The 20,363-nt window shown below is 45.1% G+C and carries 19 protein-coding genes; 12 read left to right on the top strand and 7 right to left on the bottom strand.

From position 1 onward, the window contains the following. The first annotated feature begins 168 nt into the window (after positions 1-168). The 8 genes from BEL05_RS18780 (at position 169) to rnd (ending at position 7,554) form a co-directional block, all read left to right on the top strand. A complete protein-coding gene (locus BEL05_RS18780) occupies positions 169-513 on the top strand; it encodes a GNAT family N-acetyltransferase (protein ID WP_069672080.1) in 345 nt (114 codons plus the stop codon). Between the two features lie 195 nt (positions 514-708). Then, complete coding sequence (gene tsaB, locus BEL05_RS18785; protein ID WP_069672081.1) at positions 709-1,422, top strand: tRNA (adenosine(37)-N6)-threonylcarbamoyltransferase complex dimerization subunit type 1 TsaB; 714 nt, start codon at positions 709-711, stop codon at positions 1,420-1,422. Between the two features lie 69 nt (positions 1,423-1,491). Further along, positions 1,492-1,833, top strand: a complete 342-nt coding sequence (locus tag BEL05_RS18790) for a hypothetical protein (protein WP_069672082.1) — start codon at positions 1,492-1,494, stop codon at positions 1,831-1,833. Positions 1,834-1,940: 107 nt separating this feature from the next. After that, a complete protein-coding gene (locus BEL05_RS18795; RefSeq protein ID WP_139151923.1) occupies positions 1,941-2,675 on the top strand; it encodes a M50 family metallopeptidase in 735 nt (244 codons plus the stop codon). A gap of 69 nt (positions 2,676-2,744) precedes the next feature. Then, on the top strand, positions 2,745-3,563 hold the full coding sequence (locus tag BEL05_RS18800; RefSeq protein WP_069672083.1) for a class I SAM-dependent methyltransferase: 819 nt from the start codon (positions 2,745-2,747) through the stop codon (positions 3,561-3,563). Between the two features lie 6 nt (positions 3,564-3,569). Then, positions 3,570-4,460, top strand: a complete 891-nt coding sequence (locus BEL05_RS18805) for an alpha/beta hydrolase (RefSeq protein ID WP_028762044.1) — start codon at positions 3,570-3,572, stop codon at positions 4,458-4,460. A 211-nt stretch (positions 4,461-4,671) separates the two neighbouring features. Beyond that, positions 4,672-6,345 carry a long-chain-fatty-acid--CoA ligase FadD gene (gene fadD / locus BEL05_RS18810; protein ID WP_028762043.1) on the top strand — a complete coding sequence of 558 codons (1,674 nt, stop codon included), beginning with the start codon at positions 4,672-4,674 and terminating at the stop codon, positions 6,343-6,345. A gap of 99 nt (positions 6,346-6,444) precedes the next feature. Beyond that, positions 6,445-7,554 carry a ribonuclease D gene (rnd, locus tag BEL05_RS18815; protein WP_028762042.1) on the top strand — a complete coding sequence of 370 codons (1,110 nt, stop codon included), beginning with the start codon at positions 6,445-6,447 and terminating at the stop codon, positions 7,552-7,554. A 49-nt stretch (positions 7,555-7,603) separates the two neighbouring features. Here rnd and minE read toward each other — a convergent pair whose 3' ends face one another. From minE to minC, 3 genes are read right to left on the bottom strand one after another with little or no spacing between them, the layout of a single operon-like run. Continuing rightward, positions 7,604-7,861: a cell division topological specificity factor MinE gene (minE, locus tag BEL05_RS18820; protein ID WP_028762041.1), complete on the bottom strand. Its 258-nt coding sequence runs from the start codon at positions 7,859-7,861 to the stop codon at positions 7,604-7,606. Positions 7,862-7,863: 2 nt separating this feature from the next. Continuing rightward, positions 7,864-8,673 carry a septum site-determining protein MinD gene (gene minD, locus BEL05_RS18825; RefSeq protein WP_028762040.1) on the bottom strand — a complete coding sequence of 270 codons (810 nt, stop codon included), beginning with the start codon at positions 8,671-8,673 and terminating at the stop codon, positions 7,864-7,866. Positions 8,674-8,694: 21 nt separating this feature from the next. After that, positions 8,695-9,360 (bottom strand): septum site-determining protein MinC, encoded by a 666-nt coding sequence (minC, locus tag BEL05_RS18830; RefSeq protein WP_069672084.1) that lies wholly within the window; start codon positions 9,358-9,360, stop codon positions 8,695-8,697. Between the two features lie 126 nt (positions 9,361-9,486). Between minC and BEL05_RS18835 the strand changes: the two genes are divergently transcribed. The 3 genes from BEL05_RS18835 to BEL05_RS18845 are packed head-to-tail and all read left to right on the top strand — an operon-like array spanning position 9,487 to position 11,258. Then, positions 9,487-9,768: a YcgL domain-containing protein gene (locus tag BEL05_RS18835; RefSeq protein ID WP_028762038.1), complete on the top strand. Its 282-nt coding sequence runs from the start codon at positions 9,487-9,489 to the stop codon at positions 9,766-9,768. Positions 9,769-9,787: 19 nt separating this feature from the next. Continuing rightward, positions 9,788-10,771, top strand: a complete 984-nt coding sequence (locus tag BEL05_RS18840) for a lytic murein transglycosylase (protein WP_069672085.1) — start codon at positions 9,788-9,790, stop codon at positions 10,769-10,771. Positions 10,772-10,817: 46 nt separating this feature from the next. After that, the gene (locus tag BEL05_RS18845) at positions 10,818-11,258 is read left to right on the top strand and encodes a YcgN family cysteine cluster protein (RefSeq protein WP_069672086.1); all 441 of its coding nucleotides are present in this window, start codon (positions 10,818-10,820) and stop codon (positions 11,256-11,258) included. Between the two features lie 82 nt (positions 11,259-11,340). Here the strand turns inward: BEL05_RS18845 and dsbB are convergent, their stop codons facing one another. Further along, complete coding sequence (gene dsbB, locus BEL05_RS18850) at positions 11,341-11,862, bottom strand: disulfide bond formation protein DsbB (protein ID WP_069672087.1); 522 nt, start codon at positions 11,860-11,862, stop codon at positions 11,341-11,343. Between the two features lie 87 nt (positions 11,863-11,949). Continuing rightward, on the bottom strand, positions 11,950-13,545 hold the full coding sequence (gene nhaB, locus BEL05_RS18855) for a sodium/proton antiporter NhaB (protein WP_028762034.1): 1,596 nt from the start codon (positions 13,543-13,545) through the stop codon (positions 11,950-11,952). A gap of 298 nt (positions 13,546-13,843) precedes the next feature. Here nhaB and fadR point away from each other — a divergent pair, with 298 nt between their 5' ends. Beyond that, the gene (gene fadR / locus BEL05_RS18860; RefSeq protein ID WP_051412832.1) at positions 13,844-14,599 is read left to right on the top strand and encodes a fatty acid metabolism transcriptional regulator FadR; all 756 of its coding nucleotides are present in this window, start codon (positions 13,844-13,846) and stop codon (positions 14,597-14,599) included. 54 nt (positions 14,600-14,653) lie between these two features. Here the strand turns inward: fadR and tamB are convergent, their stop codons facing one another. Next, entirely contained in the window at positions 14,654-18,544 is a 3,891-nt protein-coding gene (tamB, locus tag BEL05_RS18865) for an autotransporter assembly complex protein TamB (RefSeq protein ID WP_069672088.1), read from the bottom strand. Then, positions 18,541-20,358, bottom strand: a complete 1,818-nt coding sequence (locus BEL05_RS18870; protein WP_069672089.1) for an autotransporter assembly complex protein TamA — start codon at positions 20,356-20,358, stop codon at positions 18,541-18,543. Before BEL05_RS18870 ends, tamB begins: the two co-directional genes overlap by 4 nt. Positions 20,359-20,363 lie beyond the last annotated feature (5 nt).

The following is a 20,363-nucleotide window of genomic DNA, read 5'->3' on the forward strand; positions in this document are numbered from 1 at the left end:
AATTGCTGTTATTAACATGGGTTTTTATTTGGAGCAGATATGTCGGCATGGAGGTTGGCCACTCACAACGAGGTGAGTGAAATATGGCAAATTCGAACGCGCGCCATACTAAAGGGATGTGCGAGCCACTATTCGTCCGACTTATTGGTGCGATAGAGTGGTGTCGAGATGCCTGTGCATTTCAGCAATGTTTTATTGAATAATCAGGCGATGGTATTGGTAGATGACAGCGACCAATTGATTGGTTTTGGCTTTATTGACCGCTCAAGTTCGAGCCTAGAAGCTTGTTTTGTCGATCCCTGTTTTATCGGTGAAGGTTATGGGAAATGCCTAGTCAGGGCTCTTGAGGCTCAGGCTATCGACGCTGGCTTAAACGCCTTGTCCCTGTCTGCATCACTTAATGCCGTGGTGTTTTATCAAGGGCTAGGCTACACGTTAGGGAATTTTTCACCTTGGGATCATCCCGCAGGCTTTACGATAGACGCCTACGCCATGTATAAATCCTTAGTTTAAGGTTCGCTATATCTCGCGCGACTTTGTCACTAAGTTTTTGGCTATACCTTAGCAAGTTTTACGCTATAATCGGCTCATTATTAGATGGTGGTCGTAGAGACGCGTGCCGTTGCTGTCGTGGCTTGCTTTTTTTGTGAAAGGCCTACCTCGATCTGACACACATTGTTATACGTCCCAAAAATTTGGTTTGATTTAATGCCTGTAAACACAGATAAGCTTGCCCCTCTGACAATTCTTGCGCTCGATACCTGTACCGAGTCGTGTTCGGTTGCGCTGCGCCATCATGGACGAATCTATGCCCAGCAAGCGGACGCACCACGTGAACACAGCCAGCGTCTGTTACCTATGGTTGATGCCGTACTTACTGAGGCGCAACTTTCCCTGAGTGAAGTAGCCTTAATTGCCTATGGCCGCGGCCCAGGGAGTTTCACTGGTATTCGTATTTGTACCTCAATGACCCAAGGTTTAGCTTTAGGACAAGATCTTCCCGTTGTGGGCATTTCTACGTTGCAAGCGATGGCGCAATCGGCGATGGATGAGCAAGGTGCTCAACAAGTGGTTGCCGCTATCGACGCGCGTATGGGCGAAGTGTATTGGGGAGAGTTTGTCTGTGAAGCAGGCATTGCCACGTTAGTGGGCCGTGAGCGAGTCTGTGCCCCTGATGCGGTGAGCCGCGATTTAAATTATCACTGTGAAGTGGTGGCTTGTGGAACAGGGTTTGACGCATACCCTGAGTTGGTTATTGACGGTATGACGATATCTAGCTTAGCTAAGTTTCCTGAGGCCAAGTATATGCTGACCTTAGCAGCGCTTGCTCATAGCAAGGGACTGTCGACCGATGTAGACGGTCTTGCTCCGGTATACCTCAGAGATACGGTTACCTGGAAAAAACTGCCTGGTCGCGAATAAATTGGTGTACGCTTAATTGTGGGCCAAGTGAACAACGGCAACATTGTTGTTAAGAGGAGATGTTAATCGATGCAAGTACATACCGGGTCTGTCCTCCCCAGTGCTATGCACAGCGCAACAGCCATAAGTGATGCTATTGCGCCGGTTAACCATTCTCGTCCTGTTCTAGAAGCTGAACAGGCTCGAGCGCAGCAAGCACAACGACAACAAGTGTCTGTCGATGCTGAGGGACTAAATCAACAGACGGGCATTATCGCTAAGCAAGACTTGGATGCTAAACTGGATGCCAAGCTTGAATATGAGCGCAATACCCAGGCTAAACAGGGCGCCATATCAAGCTATTTGTTGAATGAACATGCGGAACAGCGTGAAGCGATCTCGCAAATGGTGGGTATCGATACCTACGCATGATCGATAGTTAACCATCATGAACAACGACCCACAACGCTATTTCCCCCTGCTTATTGGTTATAAAGTGTGGGGAATGTTACTACTTCAACATGAATGAACGGATACCTATGTCCATCGATTCACATCACACTCAACCCATGCACTCCCATCGCGCTCAGCACCTTAAAACCTCAGGCTTACCCAGTCGAAGCCAATTTTTTATCGAGTTATTACTGGCAGTGGTATTGATCCGACTGCCATTTATCAGCGTGCCGTTTAAGTGGTTAGAGAGCTACTTTCATGAGCTATCTCATGGTTTGGCCACACTCTTTACCGGCGGCGCGGTTAGCCATATCCAACTTTTCCCTAACGGTGCTGGCCTCTGCTTTAGTCAAGGCGGCTGGCCAATTCTGATTGGTTTTTCAGGTTATTTTGGTGCAGCACTATGGGGCTATCTCATTTTTAATCTGGCGACATGGACGCGTGGGATTAAAGTGAGTTTAGCCTGTTTAGGTGGGGCTGTATTATTAACCGTCCTGTTTTGGGGCCGCGATCTGCTCACCATTGCTATTCTTGCTATGCTAGCCATTGTGTTTCTATTGCCGCTTAAATTGAGCCACAGTAAGGTTTTGACCATCTCGTTACGCATTATCGCCTTAATGGTGATGCTGAACGCGTTGGCAAGCCCAACTTATCTGCTGGGCTTAGGTCAAAAAGGTGATGCGGTGATGTTATCTCAGCACACTTGGATCCCAGCATGGATTTGGGTAGGAGTCTGGCTCTTAACCAGTTTGTTGATGTTGTGGTTATGCTGGCGACGAGTTGATGCGAATGCCGAATCATCTACAAGGCGCAAATTGTAAATCAATGTTATTTTAAGTTTTATTTAGTCTTAGAGACTGTTAGGTTTAGACTTTTCAGGGAGAATAATAATGAAGAAACAGACAATAGCAGCCGCAATCGTGCTCTCATCACTCTTGAGCAACAATGCATTGGCACACGGTGATCTCAATCATGAAATGAGCGCCGCGTTAGGCAATGAATTAAGGCAAGCTAAAAACGTCACGCGCGACCAATATCGCCATCCTGGTGAGACATTGGCCTTTTTTGATATAAAACCTACCGATACCGTAATCGAGCTCTGGCCTGGTGGGCGTTGGTATGCTGAAATATTAGCCCCCTATTTAGCAAAAGAGGGCCACTATATTGGTGCAAATTTTGATGCGAACCCACCAGAAGATGTTAAGGCTCCTGCCTATCGCGTGCGCTTGGGTAAAGCACTTGATACCTGGATTAACGATAACCAAGACTCACTTGGCAAGGCATCTACCTTTGCTTTCGATCCGCCTCGTTTAATCAGTATGGGTGATAATAACAGTGCCGATGCCGTGCTGACTTTCAGAAATCTTCATAATTGGGCGATGGCTGGTCAACTTGAAGCGGTATTGGAATCTGCATATCAAGTGCTTAAACCCGGAGGGGTGCTAGGTGTCGTTGAGCATAGAGCAAAAGCAGGTATGGATGCCAAGTCCGGTTATATGCTGCAAGATGAGATGGTTGCCCTTGCTGAAAAAGTGGGCTTCTCATTGGTAGCTAGCAGTGAGATCAATGCTAATGCGGCAGATACTAAGGATCATCCCAAGGGGGTTTGGACCTTACCACCGAGTTTACGTTTAGGTGATCAGGATAAAGAAAAGTATTTGGCCATAGGTGAGAGTGATCGCATGACCTTAAAATTTGTGAAAAAATAACGATAAATGCCTGACAACAGATCTGCATTATGGCAGTCTAGCGGCCCCGAAAATGAGGTAGTCATCGCGCTACCTCATATTCGTTTGGGGGCCAGATTGTGGGGGGATGACGGCAAACCTTTGCTGCTCGCACTGCACGGTTGGTTAGACAATGCCAATAGTTTTGAACCATTGGCTGCGCACCTCAAGGATTATCAGCTGCTGGCCATAGACTGGCCTGGTCATGGTTTTTCGGCCCATAGACCCGGTGCATATCCGCTGCACTGGATTGATTACCTTTATGACTTAGAGATGCTGATTGACCACCTGTCTAGTCAAACATCGATTCATGCCGTAATAGGGCACTCCTTAGGAGGCATTGTCGCATCGGCCTACAGTGCAGCATTTGCTAATAAGGCACCTTATTGGGTGTTTATTGAGGCCGCGAGTCCATTGGTTGAATCTGCGGATAAGAGCAAAGCACGATTAGTTCGTAGTTTCGCTATGCATCGTAAAATGGCTCTTAGCGAACGTCAACAACCGTTGTATACCACCTCGGATAGCGCCATTACAGCGCGCCATCGTTTGACAGGGCTGGACAGGGTCTGGTGCCAATTATTGATTGAGCGCAATATGCAGCGAGTAAATGGGGGCGTGCAATGGCGCAGCGACCCAAGGTTAAAGCTAGACTCTCCAATGCGTTTAAACCTCGAACATGTGACGGGATTGATGCGCGATCATCAAGCCAATGTATTGCTGATAAGCGCCAATGAGGGTTACAAAATAGCGCCAGATATCGCAGAGCAAGTTAAAAGTTGGTATGGAAAATTGTCGCATGTGGCTCTTGATGGTGATCATCATCTGCATATGGGCAACAGTAAAATGGTCGCTGAGCAAATTAATGCATTTATTGCGTGATTTAGCTCGAGACAATGAATCGTAAAAGGATGATAAAATTGGGCTAGGATTTTTGCTCTAATTATGTGATGATGATCAAAATTAAAACGCCCGTATGATTTTTGGGCGTTACTTACAATATTTATAAGTCAGTGTTTAGTTTCCCGTTTTGGAAATGATTAGCGAACGGATGCGTTTGCAATAACTCTGCTTGGGGATTTAGGAGAGACTAGTGGAACAGCTTTGGACGAACAATTTACCCGACGATGTGCCATCCGTTATCGATGCAGAACAATACAGCTCATTGATCGATCTGTTTGAAAGCTCGGTAAGCAAATATGCTGATCAGCCTGCTTTTGTCAATATGGGTGCCATGCTGACTTACCGTAAACTTGAAGAGCGAAGCCGAGCATTTGCGGCGTATTTGCAAAACGAGCTTAAGTTGGAGAAGGGCGATCGTGTTGCGATTATGATGCCAAACCTGCTGCAATATCCCATTGCTCTGTTTGGTATTTTGCGTGCAGGCATGGTGGTCGTTAACGTTAATCCGCTGTATACCCCACGTGAACTTAAACATCAGCTAAATGATTCTGGTGCCAAAGCGATTGTCGTGGTGTCTAATTTTGCCCATACCCTAGAGCAAGTCGTTGATCAAACGTCTGTAGAAAGCGTGATATTAACCGGTCTTGGTGATCTGTTGAGTGCGCCAAAACGCACCTTAGTTAACTTCGTGGTGAAGTACATTAAGAAAATGGTGCCTAAGTATCACTTGCCTCATGCCCTATCGATGCGTCAATCTTTGTCTAAAGGACGCCGTTTGCAATATGTTAAACCTACGGTGACCAAAGATGATATTGCCTTTTTGCAATACACTGGTGGTACGACAGGTGTATCAAAAGGTGCCATGCTAACGCACGGCAACATTGTTAGTAATTTATTACAGGCCGATGCGGCTTATTCGCCACTATTAGTCGATGGTAAAGAGTTTGTGGTGACGGCATTGCCGCTTTATCACATCTTTGCTTTGACGGTTAACTGTTTGCTGTTTTTGCACAAAGGTGCAAATAATCTATTGATTACTAATCCGCGTGATATTCCGGCGTTTGTATCAGAATTAAAGAAGCATCCTTTTACGGCATTAACCGGGGTAAACACCTTATTTAATGCGTTAGTGAATTCAGAGGAGTTTAAAGGGCTAAACTTTGACAACTTGAAGCTGTCAATTGGCGGTGGCATGGCTGTGCAGCGCGCGGTAGCGGATAAGTGGCAAGGGATCACTAAGACTAAACTATTAGAAGGTTATGGCTTAACTGAAGCCTCACCATTGGTGACATGCTGCCCTTATAACTTAGCGGGTTACAATGGGTCAATTGGCTTCCCTGTGGCCAATACCGATATGCAAGTTCGTGATGAGGAAGGGAATGTATTAGCCCAAGGGGAAACTGGAGAGCTGTTTGCCAAAGGGCCTCAAGTGATGAAAGGCTACTGGCAACGTCCTGAGGAAACGACGAAAGTCATTGACGCCAACGGTTACCTAGCAACTGGTGATATTGGCTATATGGATGAGAAAGGTTTCTTTTTTATCGTCGATCGTAAAAAAGATATGATTCTGGTCTCTGGATTTAATGTATTTCCAAATGAGGTCGAAGAGGTCGTAGCACTGCATCCTAAAGTGCTTGAAGTTGCCGCCGTTGGTGTGCCCCATGAAGCAAGCGGTGAGCTCGTAAAGATTTTTGTGGTCGCTTCTGATAAATCTTTAACCGAAGAGCAGCTTATTAAGCACTGTCGTCATCATTTGACGGGATATAAAATTCCTAAGCTGGTAGAATTTAGGGATGAGTTACCTAAAACCAACGTCGGTAAAATCTTAAGACGTGAGTTACGCGATGAGGCCAAATCTGCGTAATTATAATATTTAGGTTCCAAACGACCATTTGGTTATCTCAAAACCGGCTGATTAAGCCGGTTTTTTTATAGCTAAAAAAGAAGTGCTGGGGAGATAAGATTGTTAACGTTTCAATATATTGAAGATGATGCAAGTTTAGCGAAGCTTGTTGAGCAATATCGTCAGGCGAGTGTCTTAGTGTTAGATACTGAATTTGTACGGACTCGGACCTATTATGCACAATTAGGCTTAATTCAAGTCTACGATGGTCAGTCGTTAGCGTTAATCGATCCCGTTGCGATAAGTGATCTTAGTGGTTTTTGGGCGCTGCTTGAACGAGATGACATGGTCACTGTACTGCACTCCTGTAGTGAAGACTTAGAGGTATTAGCCCGCTATGGCCAATGCCAGCCCAAAGTGTTGTTTGATAGCCAGATTGCTGCAGCACTATGCGGCTTAGGCCATGGGCTAGGTTATGCAAAGTTGGTGGAACATTGCTTAGAGGTGTCACTGGATAAAGGCGAGTCTCGTACTGATTGGCTAAAGCGCCCACTGTCTGATGCACAGTTGCATTATGCGGCTAACGATGTTGAATATCTCTATCAACTCTATCCACAATTAGTTGATAAGCTCAATGCAACCGATCGCTTAGCATGGGTTTACGAAGAAGGAGAACGGATGACCCAAGGGCGGCTCGATGCCCCTGATGGTGAGACGGCTTATCTCAAAGTTAAAAATAGTTTCCAGTTGTCGCCTAAGCAGTTGGCCTACCTTAAAGTGTTGGCAAAATGGCGCTTAGACAAAGCATTAGAGAAAGATTTAGCGCTTGGTTTTGTTATTAAAGATCATGCCCTGATTGCGTTGGCGAAGAAACAGCCGAAAACCAGTGGCGATATCTTCAGAATGACCGAACTGACTGAGCAGGAAAAGCGTGTCCACGCTAAAGCCATTGTCGCTATTCTGGCTACGGCAGATCTGGATAATTTACCAAAAGCGATTGATGTGATCGCGTTAAAGCCAGGTTATAAGTCAGCGTTTAAGACGATTAAAACTGCGTTACAAGCCGTTGCAGAAGCGCAAGATGTCCCAATGGAGCTGATTGGTTCTAAGCGTCATATCCATGAGTTTTTGCAGTGGATTTGGGACGACAAAGCTGGCGAAAAGCCACTTTTACTGAGCGGCTGGCGCAGTGAACTAGTGGAAACAATACTTATGTCTCTTGAACTCTAACAACAAAAAAGCCCTCTTATGAGGGCTTTTTAATTTTACAAACTGTCAGTTATTTCTCTGGCAACGTCACATTAAGCTCAAGTACTGAGAGTTTATCGTCATTTTGATCGAGTTGCACAGACACTTGGTCGGTGTCGATCTGCACATATTTACGGATCACCTCGATGATCTCTTGCTTCATTGCAGGAAAGTAATCGGGTGCATCACGCTCACCACGTTGGTGGGCCACGATGATCTGCAGCCGCTCTTTTGCTGTGACGGCCGTGGTGGGTGCTTTTTTTGTTTTAAAGTAATCGAGTAGAGACATAATTAGCTACCAAATATCCTTTTTAGGAATCCTTTTTTCTCTTCGTTGACGAAACGCATCTCAACCTCTTCACCAGTAAGACGTGCTACTGCATCGCTATAGGCTTTACCTGCATCACTTTCTTGATCTATGATCACTGGGATACCTGAGTTTGATGCTTTTAACACCGCTTGAGATTCTGGGATGACGCCCAGCAAGGGAATAGCCAAAATTTCCTCAACATCAGCGACGCTCAACATCTCACCTGTGGCAACACGAGCAGGGGAGTAGCGAGTTAGCAATAGGTATTCATTTACAGGCGCTAACCCCTCTTCTGCACGCTTAGACTTACTCTGTAACATGCCTAAGATTCTGTCTGAGTCACGCACTGAACTGACTTCTGGGTTTGTGGTAACGATTGCAGTGTCGGCAAAGTAAAGTGCCATCATCGCACCAGTCTCAATACCTGCAGGCGAGTCACAGATAATGTACTCGAAATCTTTACCTAAATTCTCTAGGACGCGTCCGACGCCTTCTTTGGTTAACGCATCTTTATCGCGAGTTTGCGATGCAGGCAGTACAAAAAGGTTTGGGGTACGTTTATCTTTAATTAGCGCCTGGTTGAGATTCGCTTCACCATTAATGACGTTGACAAAATCGTAAACCACACGGCGTTCACAGCCCATAATCAGGTCGAGATTACGTAATCCGATATCAAAATCGACAACGACGGTTTTATGCCCTTTTAATGCCAGCCCAGTTGCGATTGCCGCGCTTGAAGTGGTTTTACCCACTCCACCTTTACCTGAGGTGACAACAATAATTTGTGCCATTTATAATATATCCTTTTGTTTTTATAGCGATAATGTTTCGGCGGTGAGCGCGTCACCCGCTAATCGAATACAACCGCTTTTACTCGTGGCGTGAGCCTGAAGATTTTCGGTTAACCAATATTGTCCCGCAATGGAGACAAGTTCGGCATCTAATGATTGCGCGATAATTACGGCGTTTTTATCACCATTGGCTCCCGCCATCGCTTTACCTCTTAGATTACCGTATATGTGTATGCTGCCGTCAGCAATCACTTCGGCACCGTTCCCTACGGCACCAACAATGATCAGGTCACCATTTTGCGCATAGATCTGTTGGCCTGAACGAACATTCTGTCTAACGATTTTAGTGGTTTTTGGCAATTGGGGCTGAGTTTCACTCTGCTTCCCCGATTTGATGATGGCTAAGCCTAGCGCTTTTGCTTGCTTGATCAACGCTGTTGTTGCACTTGTCACGCCAACAATAACCAGTTGGCGGGAAATCAGTAAATCTTTTAGCCCAGCAAGGTTATAGTTTGCATCTGTGATGGCGCCAAGATTGACCACGAGCGGAGCGCCAATAAAAAACTGTGGGGCAATGGCCAGCTTACTATCGAGCTCATTGGCTACCGCTGCTAAATCAGTATGATTGATATGGATCACTGACAGCGTAAAAGAGGAGCCTTTTAATTCGAGGCTAGGTTTCTGCATTCCTAAATTTGCTCTTTATAAATTAAACCGACTAAAGCCAGTTCGTTATTATTATAATCCCAATGGCCCATGTTATAGTGTGCCGTATTAGCTGGCAAGTTGAATAAACTGGAAATTTACCTCGATATGATCTGTGCTGTATATAAGAGTCGATTAAAAGCGGATAGCTACCTTTTTGTAGAAAAACGCAATGATTTTGAGCGAGTGCCTGAGGCGTTGATGGCGATGTTTGGCGCACCGCAATTGGTGATGATGTTGCCTTTAGATAAACGTCAGCATCTTGGTTTAGCGGATATAAACAAAGTTAAAGTTGAACTAGAGCAGAAGGGGTATTATCTTCAATTACCTCCACCTCCTATTAATCTACTCGAAGAATACAAAAAAGAGATAGGTTATAGTAGAGACTAGTTGGCAATTAGGATAGTGCATGTTTTTAAGAATCGTAATACTGACATCGTTAATCATTAGTACTAGTTTAACGACGACCCAGGCGCAGGAGCGTCAGAGTTTTGATGACTACCTCAACGAGCTAAAAGCGCAAGCGCTGCAAGAGGGGGTGGCACAGGCGACTATCGATCAGCTATTTCCTCAAATTAAATTGTTTAAAAAAGCGGTGGTCAATCAAGATGAAGCATCATCGCCGCAAACCCTCGAACAATATCTTCCCAATGCGGTCTCTGAGTCATTGGTTGCGAACGCTCGACAGCTGTATGCGGGCCACAAAGCTCAGTTTGATAAGTTAGGTAAACAATATGGGGTACAACCTCGTTTTGTGATCGCATTTTGGGGCATAGTTTCTCAGCTCGGAGCGGATGTTGGCGATTATCCTGTATTAAGTGTGACCGCTTCTCATGCTTACCGAGACGATGATGCTGCGTCAAATCTATCTCAGTTTTTTGAGGCATTAGCGTTAATAGAGTCCCGTGGGCTCAAGTATCATAACTTACTTAGCACTTGGTCAGGTCGTATGGGCTTTGCTCATTTTACAGTGAGTGAGTTTGCAAAGCATGCAATTGATGGTAATGGCGACAGTGCTATCGATATTTGGACCAACCTTGATGATGCATTTGCCTCAACGGCAACCTTGCTTAAAAAAGCGGGATGGAACGATCAGGCAACTTGGGGGCGACAAGTTCAAGTCCCAGCTGACATAGATAACAACCTGATTGGCATTGAGACTAAGCGAACGTTCGCTCAGTGGCAGGAAAGCGGCGTGACTCGCTTCGATGGCTCAGCCTTACCGAATGTACCTGGTATGCAAGTGTCACTTATCATGCCTGAGGGGATTAGTAGCCGAAAATATTTGGTGTATGACAATTATCGGGCGCTATTGAGCTATAACCCCTCGGACTATTTTGCATTGTCAGTCACCTATCTCTCCGAGCGGATAAAGTATCCGGCCATTAAATAGTGTACACTAGCCTGCGTTTGCAGGCTTTTTTATAGAATCGAGAATCATGTCGTTTTGGAAAGAAAAAACATTAGCCCAATTGACGAGCGAAGAGTGGGAGTTGCTGTGCGATGGGTGTGGTAAATGTTGTTTAAACAAGGTTATCGATGACGAGACCGAAGAACTCTACTACACCAATGCCGCGTGTAAGCTATTAGATCCCATTCAGTGCCAATGTCAGCAGTATGAGGAACGTTTTACCTTGGTGCCAGGCTGCACTAAGGTAACGCTTGATAATATTGCATCCTTAACCTGGTTGCCTGATAGTTGTGCTTATCGACGTATATACCACGGGCGAGACCTACCAAGTTGGCATCCTTTACTTGCCGGTGACAAACAGCAGATGCATGCCAAAGGGATGTCTACTCAGAATAAGATAGTGAATGAGACCAAAGTTAAATACTTAGAAGATCATATTGTGTTGTGGCCGCTTAAAGATTGCGACTAACAAGGTCTTGAACATTGGAAACAAAAAACGCCCAGTTCGGCGTTTTTTGTTGAGAGTTATCTGCTCATGTCATCGCATTTGTTTAACTCTTTTTTGCCTTTGTGACCGATAAAGCAGGCAGAATAAATAAAGCTAGGGCGAGCAGGTAACCGGTAAAGGCGACCACCATCCATTGTCCCATCGTGACACCGAACATCTCCCAAGGTACATCACTGCACATACCTGTCGGCATAAATACCGATGGCAGCCACTCGTGTAGTGGCATCCAGCTAGGGAATTCTGGCAGGAAAGAGCAAGTGGAGAATGGTGATGGATTGGTTTGCATCTCCACCAATTCAAGCGCTATCTGGAGTCCCCATGAGGCGCTAATACCCCATAACAAAATACCTGCAAACCTAAATAAGCGATTAGCATACCCCAGCATGCCGATAAGGCCCGCACCTAATATACCCATTACAGCAACACGCTGGTAGATACACATGACACAAGGGTCTAACTTCATGACGTATTGAAAGAAAAGGGCACACAGCTCTAACGTCAATGCACTGGCAAACAGGATAAGCCAGGCTAGGCGAGATTGTGCGAATCGGGTTAATGCGCTCAAAAAGATTCTCCTATAAAAAAACGCCTCTAACTACTAGAGGCGTTTTTAAGACTTTACGAAACTACAATAGTTCAGTCAATCAACAAATTAATGACCCGATGCGGCAGCACCAGCAGCTTCCGCTGCAGAGTGGTGGATTAACATATGAGAGTCATAGAAATACTGTGTCATGTCACTCAAGAAGCCAGTCTCAATGGTCAGAACACCAACGATGGATAACACGATAGTGTATGGCAATGCCATCCATACCATACGCCCATAAGATAGCCTAATTAATGGTGCTATAGCCGAGGTGAGTAAGAATAGGAATGCCGCTTGTCCGTTTGGCGTGGCGACTGAGGGTAGGTTAGTACCAGTGTTAATCGCAACGGCAAGTAAGTCGAACTGATCGCGAGTGATCTGACCATCTAACAGTGCTGCTTTCACTTCATTAATGTAGACCGTACCAACAAATACGTTGTCACTAACCATAGATAACAAGCCGTTAGCAATATAGAAAATCACTAACTGTGTATTACCTTCATAGCTCAATGCCCACTGAATGACTGGTGCAAAAAGCTGCTGATCAATAATCACGCCTACAATGGCAAAGAAAACGGCCAACAGAGCCGTGAACGGCAGGGCTTCTTCAAATGCTTTACCTAAGGCGTGTTCATTGGTGACACCATTGAAAGCTGTAGTAATAATGATCACCGATAGACCAATAAGACCCACAGATGCCAAATGGAACGCGAGTCCGACGATTAACCAAACACCGACTAGCGCTTGAATTAACAGCTTCATCTTATCGTGCTTGGTGCGGCGTACATCTTCATATGACGCATAATCAGATAAAATCTTATGTACCGCTTCTGGTAGTTGACGACCATAGCCAAAGACTTTGAATTTTTCTACCAAGAAGCAGGTGGCTACGCCGGCAAAAAATACAGGTATGGTTACTGGGCCCATACGCAGCGCAAATTCAGCAAATTGCCAGTTGGCTTGGGCGGCAATAATCAAGTTTTGTGGTTCACCGACCATGGTACAAACACCACCCAGTGCAGTACCGACACCGGCGTGCATTAATAGGTTACGCAAAAAACCACGAAATGCTTCTAGCTCATCTTCACAAAGAGAGTGTCCTTCACCATGTGAGTCTGAGGTGTGGTCGTGATCATCTGAAAAGTTCTTTCCTGATGCAACTTTATGATAAATAGAGTAAAAACCAACCGCTACTGCAATGATAACTGCAATTACGGTTAGCGCATCGAGGAAAGCAGATAGGAACGCAGATGCGACACAGAACATCAAGGACACAACCACTTTCGAGCGTATCTTGGTGATCATCTTAGTGAAGACAAACAGCAATAGCTGTTTCATGAAGTAGATACCTGCCACCATAAAGATCAGCAGTAGTAAAACTTCTAAGTTGGCTTCAATCTCATGTAATACTTGGCTGGGCGATGTCATCCCAATAAATACAGCCTCAATGGCGAGCAAGCCACCAGGTTGTAGCGGGTAGCATTTTAATGCCATAGCTAAGGTAAAAATGAATTCAATAACCAACAACCATCCTGCTACAAATGGGTCAATATAGAAAACAATTGGGTTGATTACTAGAAATGTTAAAATTGCGATTTTGAACCACTTAGGAGAATTTCCTAAGAAGTTATCAATAAACGCCTGACTCATGGTCACAGGCATGGCACCCTCTCAAATGTATAATTATTTTTTGATAGAAAGTTAACGAACAGTCCGCTGTTTGGTTCAGTGTAGCTTAATGATTCAATTAATTTAATACCTTTGTGTGATCTAATGTATAAAAACTGATGTTTACTGCAACATCTGTGTCATAGATATTGATGTTGCGCTCATTTTTAACCGTATTGCGATCCTAATCTTTGATCTAAACGAGGAATGTAACAGATTAGGTTTCCATTTTTCGTCGCTCTGGTATGATCAGTGCACAACATAACTCTCATTAATTTGGAATAGTGGCCTGATGACAACTGTCCCCCAAGCACCTTCTAAGCCCAAAGACAAAGATATTATTGAAGCAAAAGGCCCAGCGAGCTTTGCTGAGAAGTACATTGTGCGTTCAATTTGGGAGGGGAAATTTCCACCCGGCTCAATCTTACCTGCAGAGCGTGAACTCTCTGAGCTGATCGGTGTGACACGTACCACTCTTCGTGAAGTTTTGCAGCGTCTTGCGCGTGATGGTTGGCTCACTATTCAACATGGTAAACCAACTAGGGTTAACGATATTTGGGAAACCTCTGGTCTCAATGTATTAGAAACCATTGCAGATCTTAATCCTGCAGGAGAACCAGTTTTATTGGAGCAACTTCTCTCTGCACGAACCAATATCAGCGCCATCTATTTTAAGGGGGCGGTTCGCTATAACCCCGATAAAGTGCTTGAAGCGCTTTCGCAGTTAGCCAGTTTAAAAGATGATGCCAAAGCTTATATTGAATTTGACTATCAGCTACACCACACATTGGCTTTCCATTCAGGTAACCCACTGTATGTACTGATTTTAAATGGTTTCAAAGGCTTATATAGCCGCGTGGGTGAAGAGTATTTCGCTATCGATAAGGCTAGGGAGCTTGCACTCGATTTTTATCAAGCGCTAGAAGCACTGGCTAAAACCCAGAATCATAACGATGTACCGGTATTAATGCGCAGTTATGGCATTAACAGCGGTAAAGTTTGGCAGCGTTATAAAGCTAATTTAATGCAAACAGCCGAAAGCGTGTAATAGCTATGATGGTAAAAAAGCCGCTTAATTAAGCGGCTTTTTTGTGGATGAGAGTTAATCAATATCGAAGCTATAATAGATATCTAAAGTTTGTTCCACTGTACCTGAAACACTTTCTAAATAGAGTTGTGACATCAAGTAGTAGCGAACTGTCATCTCATACCCTGGATTGAATACGCCGACACCATATTTCACCATGAGGTTTTCACCTATAAACCCACTGATGGCGACTTTACCATCATCATTTGCATCTAACTGGACGTTTGAAATACCAAATTTTTCAATTATCCCAGTGGCAGAATTACTCAAGTTATTGACAGTCCCGCCACCTAATTGATTGCCCAAAGTTAACGCTGCACCCATCATCAATGCGCTATTTTGATCTTCACTGTTACTATTAAAGCCAGTACCTTTAATAATATAGGAGAGGATCTCTGCTTGTTCTTTAGTGGGTGAAGAGAAAAGGCTCACTACAGGTTTTAGTGGGGTGCCAGTAACCCTGACTCCGGCAATAACATCATCTTCCTTGATCTCTCTGGTGGCTTCGATATTAAGGTTAGGTACCTCCATTGGTCCGATAAACTGAACTTCACCTGCTTTGATATCGAGTGTTTGCCCCATAAACTTATAGGTACCGTTGACAACCTTTATATCGCCATAGAGCAGCGGCGGTTTTAACGCTTCTTGGCGCAGATTTAATGTACCTTGCAGCAATCCTTTAAGGCCCATGCCATCAATGGTTAATTTGTCGCCAACGTTAATGATTAAATTGCTGGTGATGGCGGTTGGATGACGGGCTAACTCTTCACTGGCAATACTGTCCTTAAAGACTACATCGCTGGATTCAGCTACACCTCCTTCTGGTAACTGCACGATATTGATACTGCCTGAAGGTACATCGATTTGGCCGCTAATATTGACCCTGTTAGGGCCGAATTTTACCGCCACTGACGGTGACACATCTAAAATTGCCATTGGTGGCTGAATGATAGCGAGTTGTTTACCATCTATTTCAATCAGCCCGTTTAATTCATCATTTTGCCAATCTAAAAAGCCGCCAATCGCTGCTTTGCCTTGACCCATAATCCAGTTACCCGAGATTTCTGCCTTTTGGCCTGACAATGCCACCGTAGCGTTGATTTGGTCGAGCAGTGTGGGGTTAGCGGCGGCAAGTAGTTGTCCATCCTTGAGTGTGATTGCACCTGTGATATCAGGATCTGCCAATGAACCAGATAAGGCTAATTCGCTGGAAATCATGCCCTGTATGTTTTCCAGTTGCGGGATAAAATCAGACAGTGAATGGAGGTTGATGTTAGCGGCATCGATATTGCCAGCCAAGTGGTGCTCAGGTGTCACACCAATGGTTATTTTGCTGGATACGCTAGCAAACCGTTCGGATTCAAACTGAGTGTCGATGGCCAATTGTTCTTCATCTAACTGGGCATCTAGGTTTAGGTAGTTATATTTTGCGACAACAAGCTGTTTGGTGGTTTTGAGTGACACTGTTCCTTGCTCTAAAGCAAGATTGAGCTTAGCTTGTGGTTTTTTTCCTTGCTGCCATTTAAAAGATGACTTTAACGATGCTGATCCCTGCCAAACGGTATCTTGGGGCAGCAAGGGTGTTAAAAGTGTACCAATATTGCCGTTGAACGCCATTTCAGTGCTGCCATTTTCGCTTAATTCGATGGCGTCTTGTAGGCATAAATTGCCTTGTTGGTGTTGCCAACAAAATGGCGAAATTGCACCGGATAGCTTTTTATTATCCCAGACAATATCAATAGGTTGTTCCAGTTGCCAAGGCCCAAGAATTGAATCGAGATTTAGTCGGCTAATGTTAGCACTTAACAATTGCTTTTTTTCATCAAAAGTTGATCGAATTGACGTGACCAAGTGCAGATCACCAAAGGTTTGCAACCCCAGTTTTTGATTATTTAAATCGCCTTTTACCCCCAAAGTCATGGAGGACAAGGAGAGATCATTTAACGCCATATTCGACGACTTCAGTGATAGGGCAAATTGATGCTCATCCATCGGACGATAAAACCCTTTCAAGGTTGCTTTTTCTACCGCGATATCGGCAAACAATAGTTCGATTGTTTCAGCATTAATAGATACTTCAGGATGCTCATTTTCTCCAGAGACATTGATTTTGGCATCAATGGCACCGGTAGCATTAGGTAACCAAAAGCTCAGTGCCGGAACGGTGAGTTGACCATTGAGTGCCCACTGCTCGGTGACGCTGCCGCTGACCGCGAGGCGAGACTCTAAGGCATCGACAATCAAGTTATCTGCATCAAGGTGCCATTGATTGTCTAAACGTATTCCTCCCTTTACCGTTAAGGGGTATTGATCAATTGATCCGGTCAAATTGGCCTGTTGTAATCCTATCCGCCAGATTTTCTTGTCAATTAGGCCATCAGTTTTCAGGTGACCACTTATCAATGTCGTAGGCAGCGGCTCCTCTAATGGAAGTGATAGTGGCTCGAGATTTAGCTTGTCAGTATCGACAATTGCGTTCCAGGCGATGGCGTCACCAAAATCAAATGTTCCGCTGACTTTTGCGTCGCCCATGTCACTATTGATAGCCAGTTTAGCGATTTGTAGCCTATGATCTTGGTGCTCCAGCTGGGTGTCGAGGGTAAGCCATGGATGAAAGGGCGTCTTTAGTTCTGCTTTCAATGATGCATGCTGCTGCTTAAGGGACCCATTACTATCCAACACAAGTTGTTTGGCTAAATACTCGGGACTATCCAATGGCCAACTAAGCTGTTTACTGGTTAAGTTAAGCTGATAGGGTAAGCTGGCATCGGATAGATTAATGTTGCCAAGTAAGGTGAAGTCACTCTGGCCTTTACCTATGGCGTCTAGGTGTAATTGATTAAAGTTGCCGTTAAGGGTTAGTGCAAGCTGCTGGGCTGATAACCCTGGTATCTCATTAATTTTATTAACGTCTGCATCAGCGTGAATAGTCATTGGATAATGGTTATTGAGACTAATATTACCATCAAGTTTAACATCGCCGTATTCGTGGCTAACCGATAAGCTGTCAACGGTTACTAAGTAACCCACATAACTGCCTTGTAGGCTGATGGATACAAACGTATCTTGGCGCGTCCCAAGATGCAGTTGGCTATCTGCTAACCGAGCATCATCGATGAATATAGGCATAGGAATGGCTACCTGTGGCATGGTTGCCAGAGGCCATTCGGTATCAAGTTCTGAGGGATTTTGCTCGGGCGTTGCCTTGTCTGTTGCCAACGGTATCGACACGAACAGGCCATCACTCTCTAACTGGTTAACCCGCAACCCCGTTTCTAACCAACTGGCAGTGCCCTTTATATGTGCGGCATTGAACTGCATCTCATTAACGCGCACTTGGATATTCTTAAGTTGAGTTTGTGTCAGCACAATGCCAAAGGGAAGGGTTAAAGTCTCATTCGTGTCTGGCCCATTACTTGGTATACCTTGGTTGATTTCGCTCTCATTGCCGTTATCTTTGCTTTCAGCAGTGGCGTTATTAGCTTGGGTACCAATGAGGTCAGTGTCGATGTTGACGATGACTTTATTTGCATTTAACGCATTCACACACAGCTGTTTTTGAATCAAGCACAGCGGTTGCCAGCTGATCGCTAACCCTTCAACTTCAACGTCAATCCCAGACATATGCCAGTGCCCATAAGCAAGTTCTAGTTGTTTATTTAAACGACCTGACTGATAGGTGACTGACAGATTGGGGACAAAGGTGTCTGCGAGCATTACCGCTACTTGAGTACCAAAAGGTGTGCCCAGCATTAAGGCAATAAGGATCAATAGTAGTAACGGCAGATAAAGGATGACGCGAAGCGTATTTTTTATCCATGTTGTCAAACGAGGATACCAAGGCTTGGTCGCTTTGGCCGTTGGTGTCAGCTCGTCATGGGGAGTTGGCATCGGCTGTTGACTCATAGCTCTGCCCCCATGGTGAGGTGGATGCGCCAAGAGCGATCAACAGTCTCTGTCTCTTTGAGTCCAACACCGAGATCGAGCTTAATTGGACCGATTGGCGATATCCAATGAATACCGCCGCCAACAGCTACAATAGGTTCAATTTGGTTAACATCAAATGCATTACCCGCATCAACAAAGGTGGCTACACGCCAAGTTGGCGTAACATAGTATTGATACTCCAAACTACCGACCATTAGATAGCGTCCACCGACCACCATACGAGCGAGCTGTTCTTCGCTATTGGTGTAATCGATATAGGGGCCAAGCTCTTGGTAGCTATAACCACGAATGCTTTGGTCACCGCCCGCAAAATAACGTAGTGAGGGGGGAATATTGGCGAGATCTGATTCTGCGGCAATATTGGCGGCAAGGTCGAGTCGTGACACTATGCGGTGTTTTTCAAAAAAGGTATCAATCCACTTAAACTTTGCTTGTAATCGAGTCAATCGAATATCTGAGCCTAAGTTAGGATCGGCATATTCCAGTGAGTAATGTTGGAAAAAACCTGATTTAGGGTCGAGAGAGTTGTCACCGCGATGGGTTTTAGAAAGGCTACTACCAAGGAGCACCATCTGCGTATTGTAGTCAACGTCTCGCTGCGTGTAGGCTTCTTTTATGCCGTCAATGGAGTAGGTAAACAACCAATTATTATCGAAGCGCTTTTGACGGACCACCCCCGCGGTGGCTTTGGTTGACTCAAGTTCGCCCGTGTTAACGTAATCGCGTTTGTTTGGGTCATACACCTGGGTGACACCATATTTATCTCGTAAGATACCCAGACGAAGCTTTAACTGATCATCTAATGGGTGAGTCAATGGAATGGTATAGGTTGTCAAAAACTTAGGCCGATCTGGCGACCATTCAAGGCTGGTTTCTTGCGAGTGCCCATATTGATTCACTTGTGGTGTGCGCCACGTTAGTCGCAGCCTAGGCTCAATTCCGCTGTTAGAGCTGTTGCCTATTTCGGCACCTACGCCTATCTCAAATGAGTGGCTAGGGCGGTCAGTTACGCCCACTTTAATCGGAACTGCTTGCCCCTCAATTTTGTCAAGTTGGGGTAGCACCTTGATATTGGTAAAGTAACCCGTATCGATTAGCTCGCGATTAAGGTCGCCCAGCTTTTTGGTGCTGTAAGTGGTACGTGGCTCAAATGGGATCAGCTGATCGAGAAATCCATCGACTAAGCTATCTCCCTCAAACGTCACTTGGCCTATGTGGTAACGAGGGCCGGAGTCATAATGGAGTGTGATTTGCGCCGTGTTGAGATCGCGGTTGATGACGATACTATTGGCACTGTACTTACCATCAAAATAGCCTCGTGCAAGAGCAATTGTCAGCAGCTGAGTTTTAATCTCTTCGTAAACGCCGTGATTAAGTATGTCTCCGGGTTTGACGTTGAGCCCTAAAAGCCACCGATTGACCACCGCATCTTGTAGGATCTCACCACTGAGTTGGATATCAACCCATTGCAGCTTCGTAGGCTCTCCAGGTTTGACTGTAATAGAAAGTGTCCAGACGCCTTTTTCTGGGCTACTGAGTTGTTGATTAACATTGGCGTGATAGTAGCCTAAAGAGTGCAATGCCGCATTGATGTTATCTTCAGCATTAAACACAAAAGCGCGACGCTGTACATCAGAGGTTGGCAGCGTGCCTAAGTGGGCATTGATATTACGCGCCAACGCGTTATTGGCGCCGGCAACTTCAACATTTAACCAGTCGTTTGCAGCAGCTGAATATGCGACTAAAGCTAGGCTAAATATCAAACTCTGCATTGCCA

It is taken from the genome of Shewanella colwelliana (assembly GCF_001735525.1).
Taxonomy (GTDB): domain Bacteria; phylum Pseudomonadota; class Gammaproteobacteria; order Enterobacterales; family Shewanellaceae; genus Shewanella; species Shewanella colwelliana.

Coding starts and splice junctions, on each gene's coding strand:
- BEL05_RS18780 (WP_069672080.1), top strand. CDS start 169: ATGCCTGTGCATTTCAGCAATGTTTTATTGAATAATCAGGCGATGGTA.
- tsaB (WP_069672081.1), top strand. CDS start 709: ATGCCTGTAAACACAGATAAGCTTGCCCCTCTGACAATTCTTGCGCTC.
- BEL05_RS18790 (WP_069672082.1), top strand. CDS start 1,492: ATGCAAGTACATACCGGGTCTGTCCTCCCCAGTGCTATGCACAGCGCA.
- BEL05_RS18795 (WP_139151923.1), top strand. CDS start 1,941: ATGTCCATCGATTCACATCACACTCAACCCATGCACTCCCATCGCGCT.
- BEL05_RS18800 (WP_069672083.1), top strand. CDS start 2,745: ATGAAGAAACAGACAATAGCAGCCGCAATCGTGCTCTCATCACTCTTG.
- BEL05_RS18805 (WP_028762044.1), top strand. CDS start 3,570: ATGCCTGACAACAGATCTGCATTATGGCAGTCTAGCGGCCCCGAAAAT.
- minE (WP_028762041.1), bottom strand. CDS start 7,861: ATGTCTCTACTCGATTACTTTAAAACAAAAAAAGCACCCACCACGGCC.
- minD (WP_028762040.1), bottom strand. CDS start 8,673: ATGGCACAAATTATTGTTGTCACCTCAGGTAAAGGTGGAGTGGGTAAA.
- minC (WP_069672084.1), bottom strand. CDS start 9,360: ATGCAGAAACCTAGCCTCGAATTAAAAGGCTCCTCTTTTACGCTGTCA.
- BEL05_RS18835 (WP_028762038.1), top strand. CDS start 9,487: ATGATCTGTGCTGTATATAAGAGTCGATTAAAAGCGGATAGCTACCTT.
- BEL05_RS18840 (WP_069672085.1), top strand. CDS start 9,788: ATGTTTTTAAGAATCGTAATACTGACATCGTTAATCATTAGTACTAGT.
- BEL05_RS18845 (WP_069672086.1), top strand. CDS start 10,818: ATGTCGTTTTGGAAAGAAAAAACATTAGCCCAATTGACGAGCGAAGAG.
- nhaB (WP_028762034.1), bottom strand. CDS start 13,545: ATGCCTGTGACCATGAGTCAGGCGTTTATTGATAACTTCTTAGGAAAT.
- fadR (WP_051412832.1), top strand. CDS start 13,844: ATGACAACTGTCCCCCAAGCACCTTCTAAGCCCAAAGACAAAGATATT.
- tamB (WP_069672088.1), bottom strand. CDS start 18,544: ATGAGTCAACAGCCGATGCCAACTCCCCATGACGAGCTGACACCAACG.
- BEL05_RS18870 (WP_069672089.1), bottom strand. CDS start 20,358: ATGCAGAGTTTGATATTTAGCCTAGCTTTAGTCGCATATTCAGCTGCT.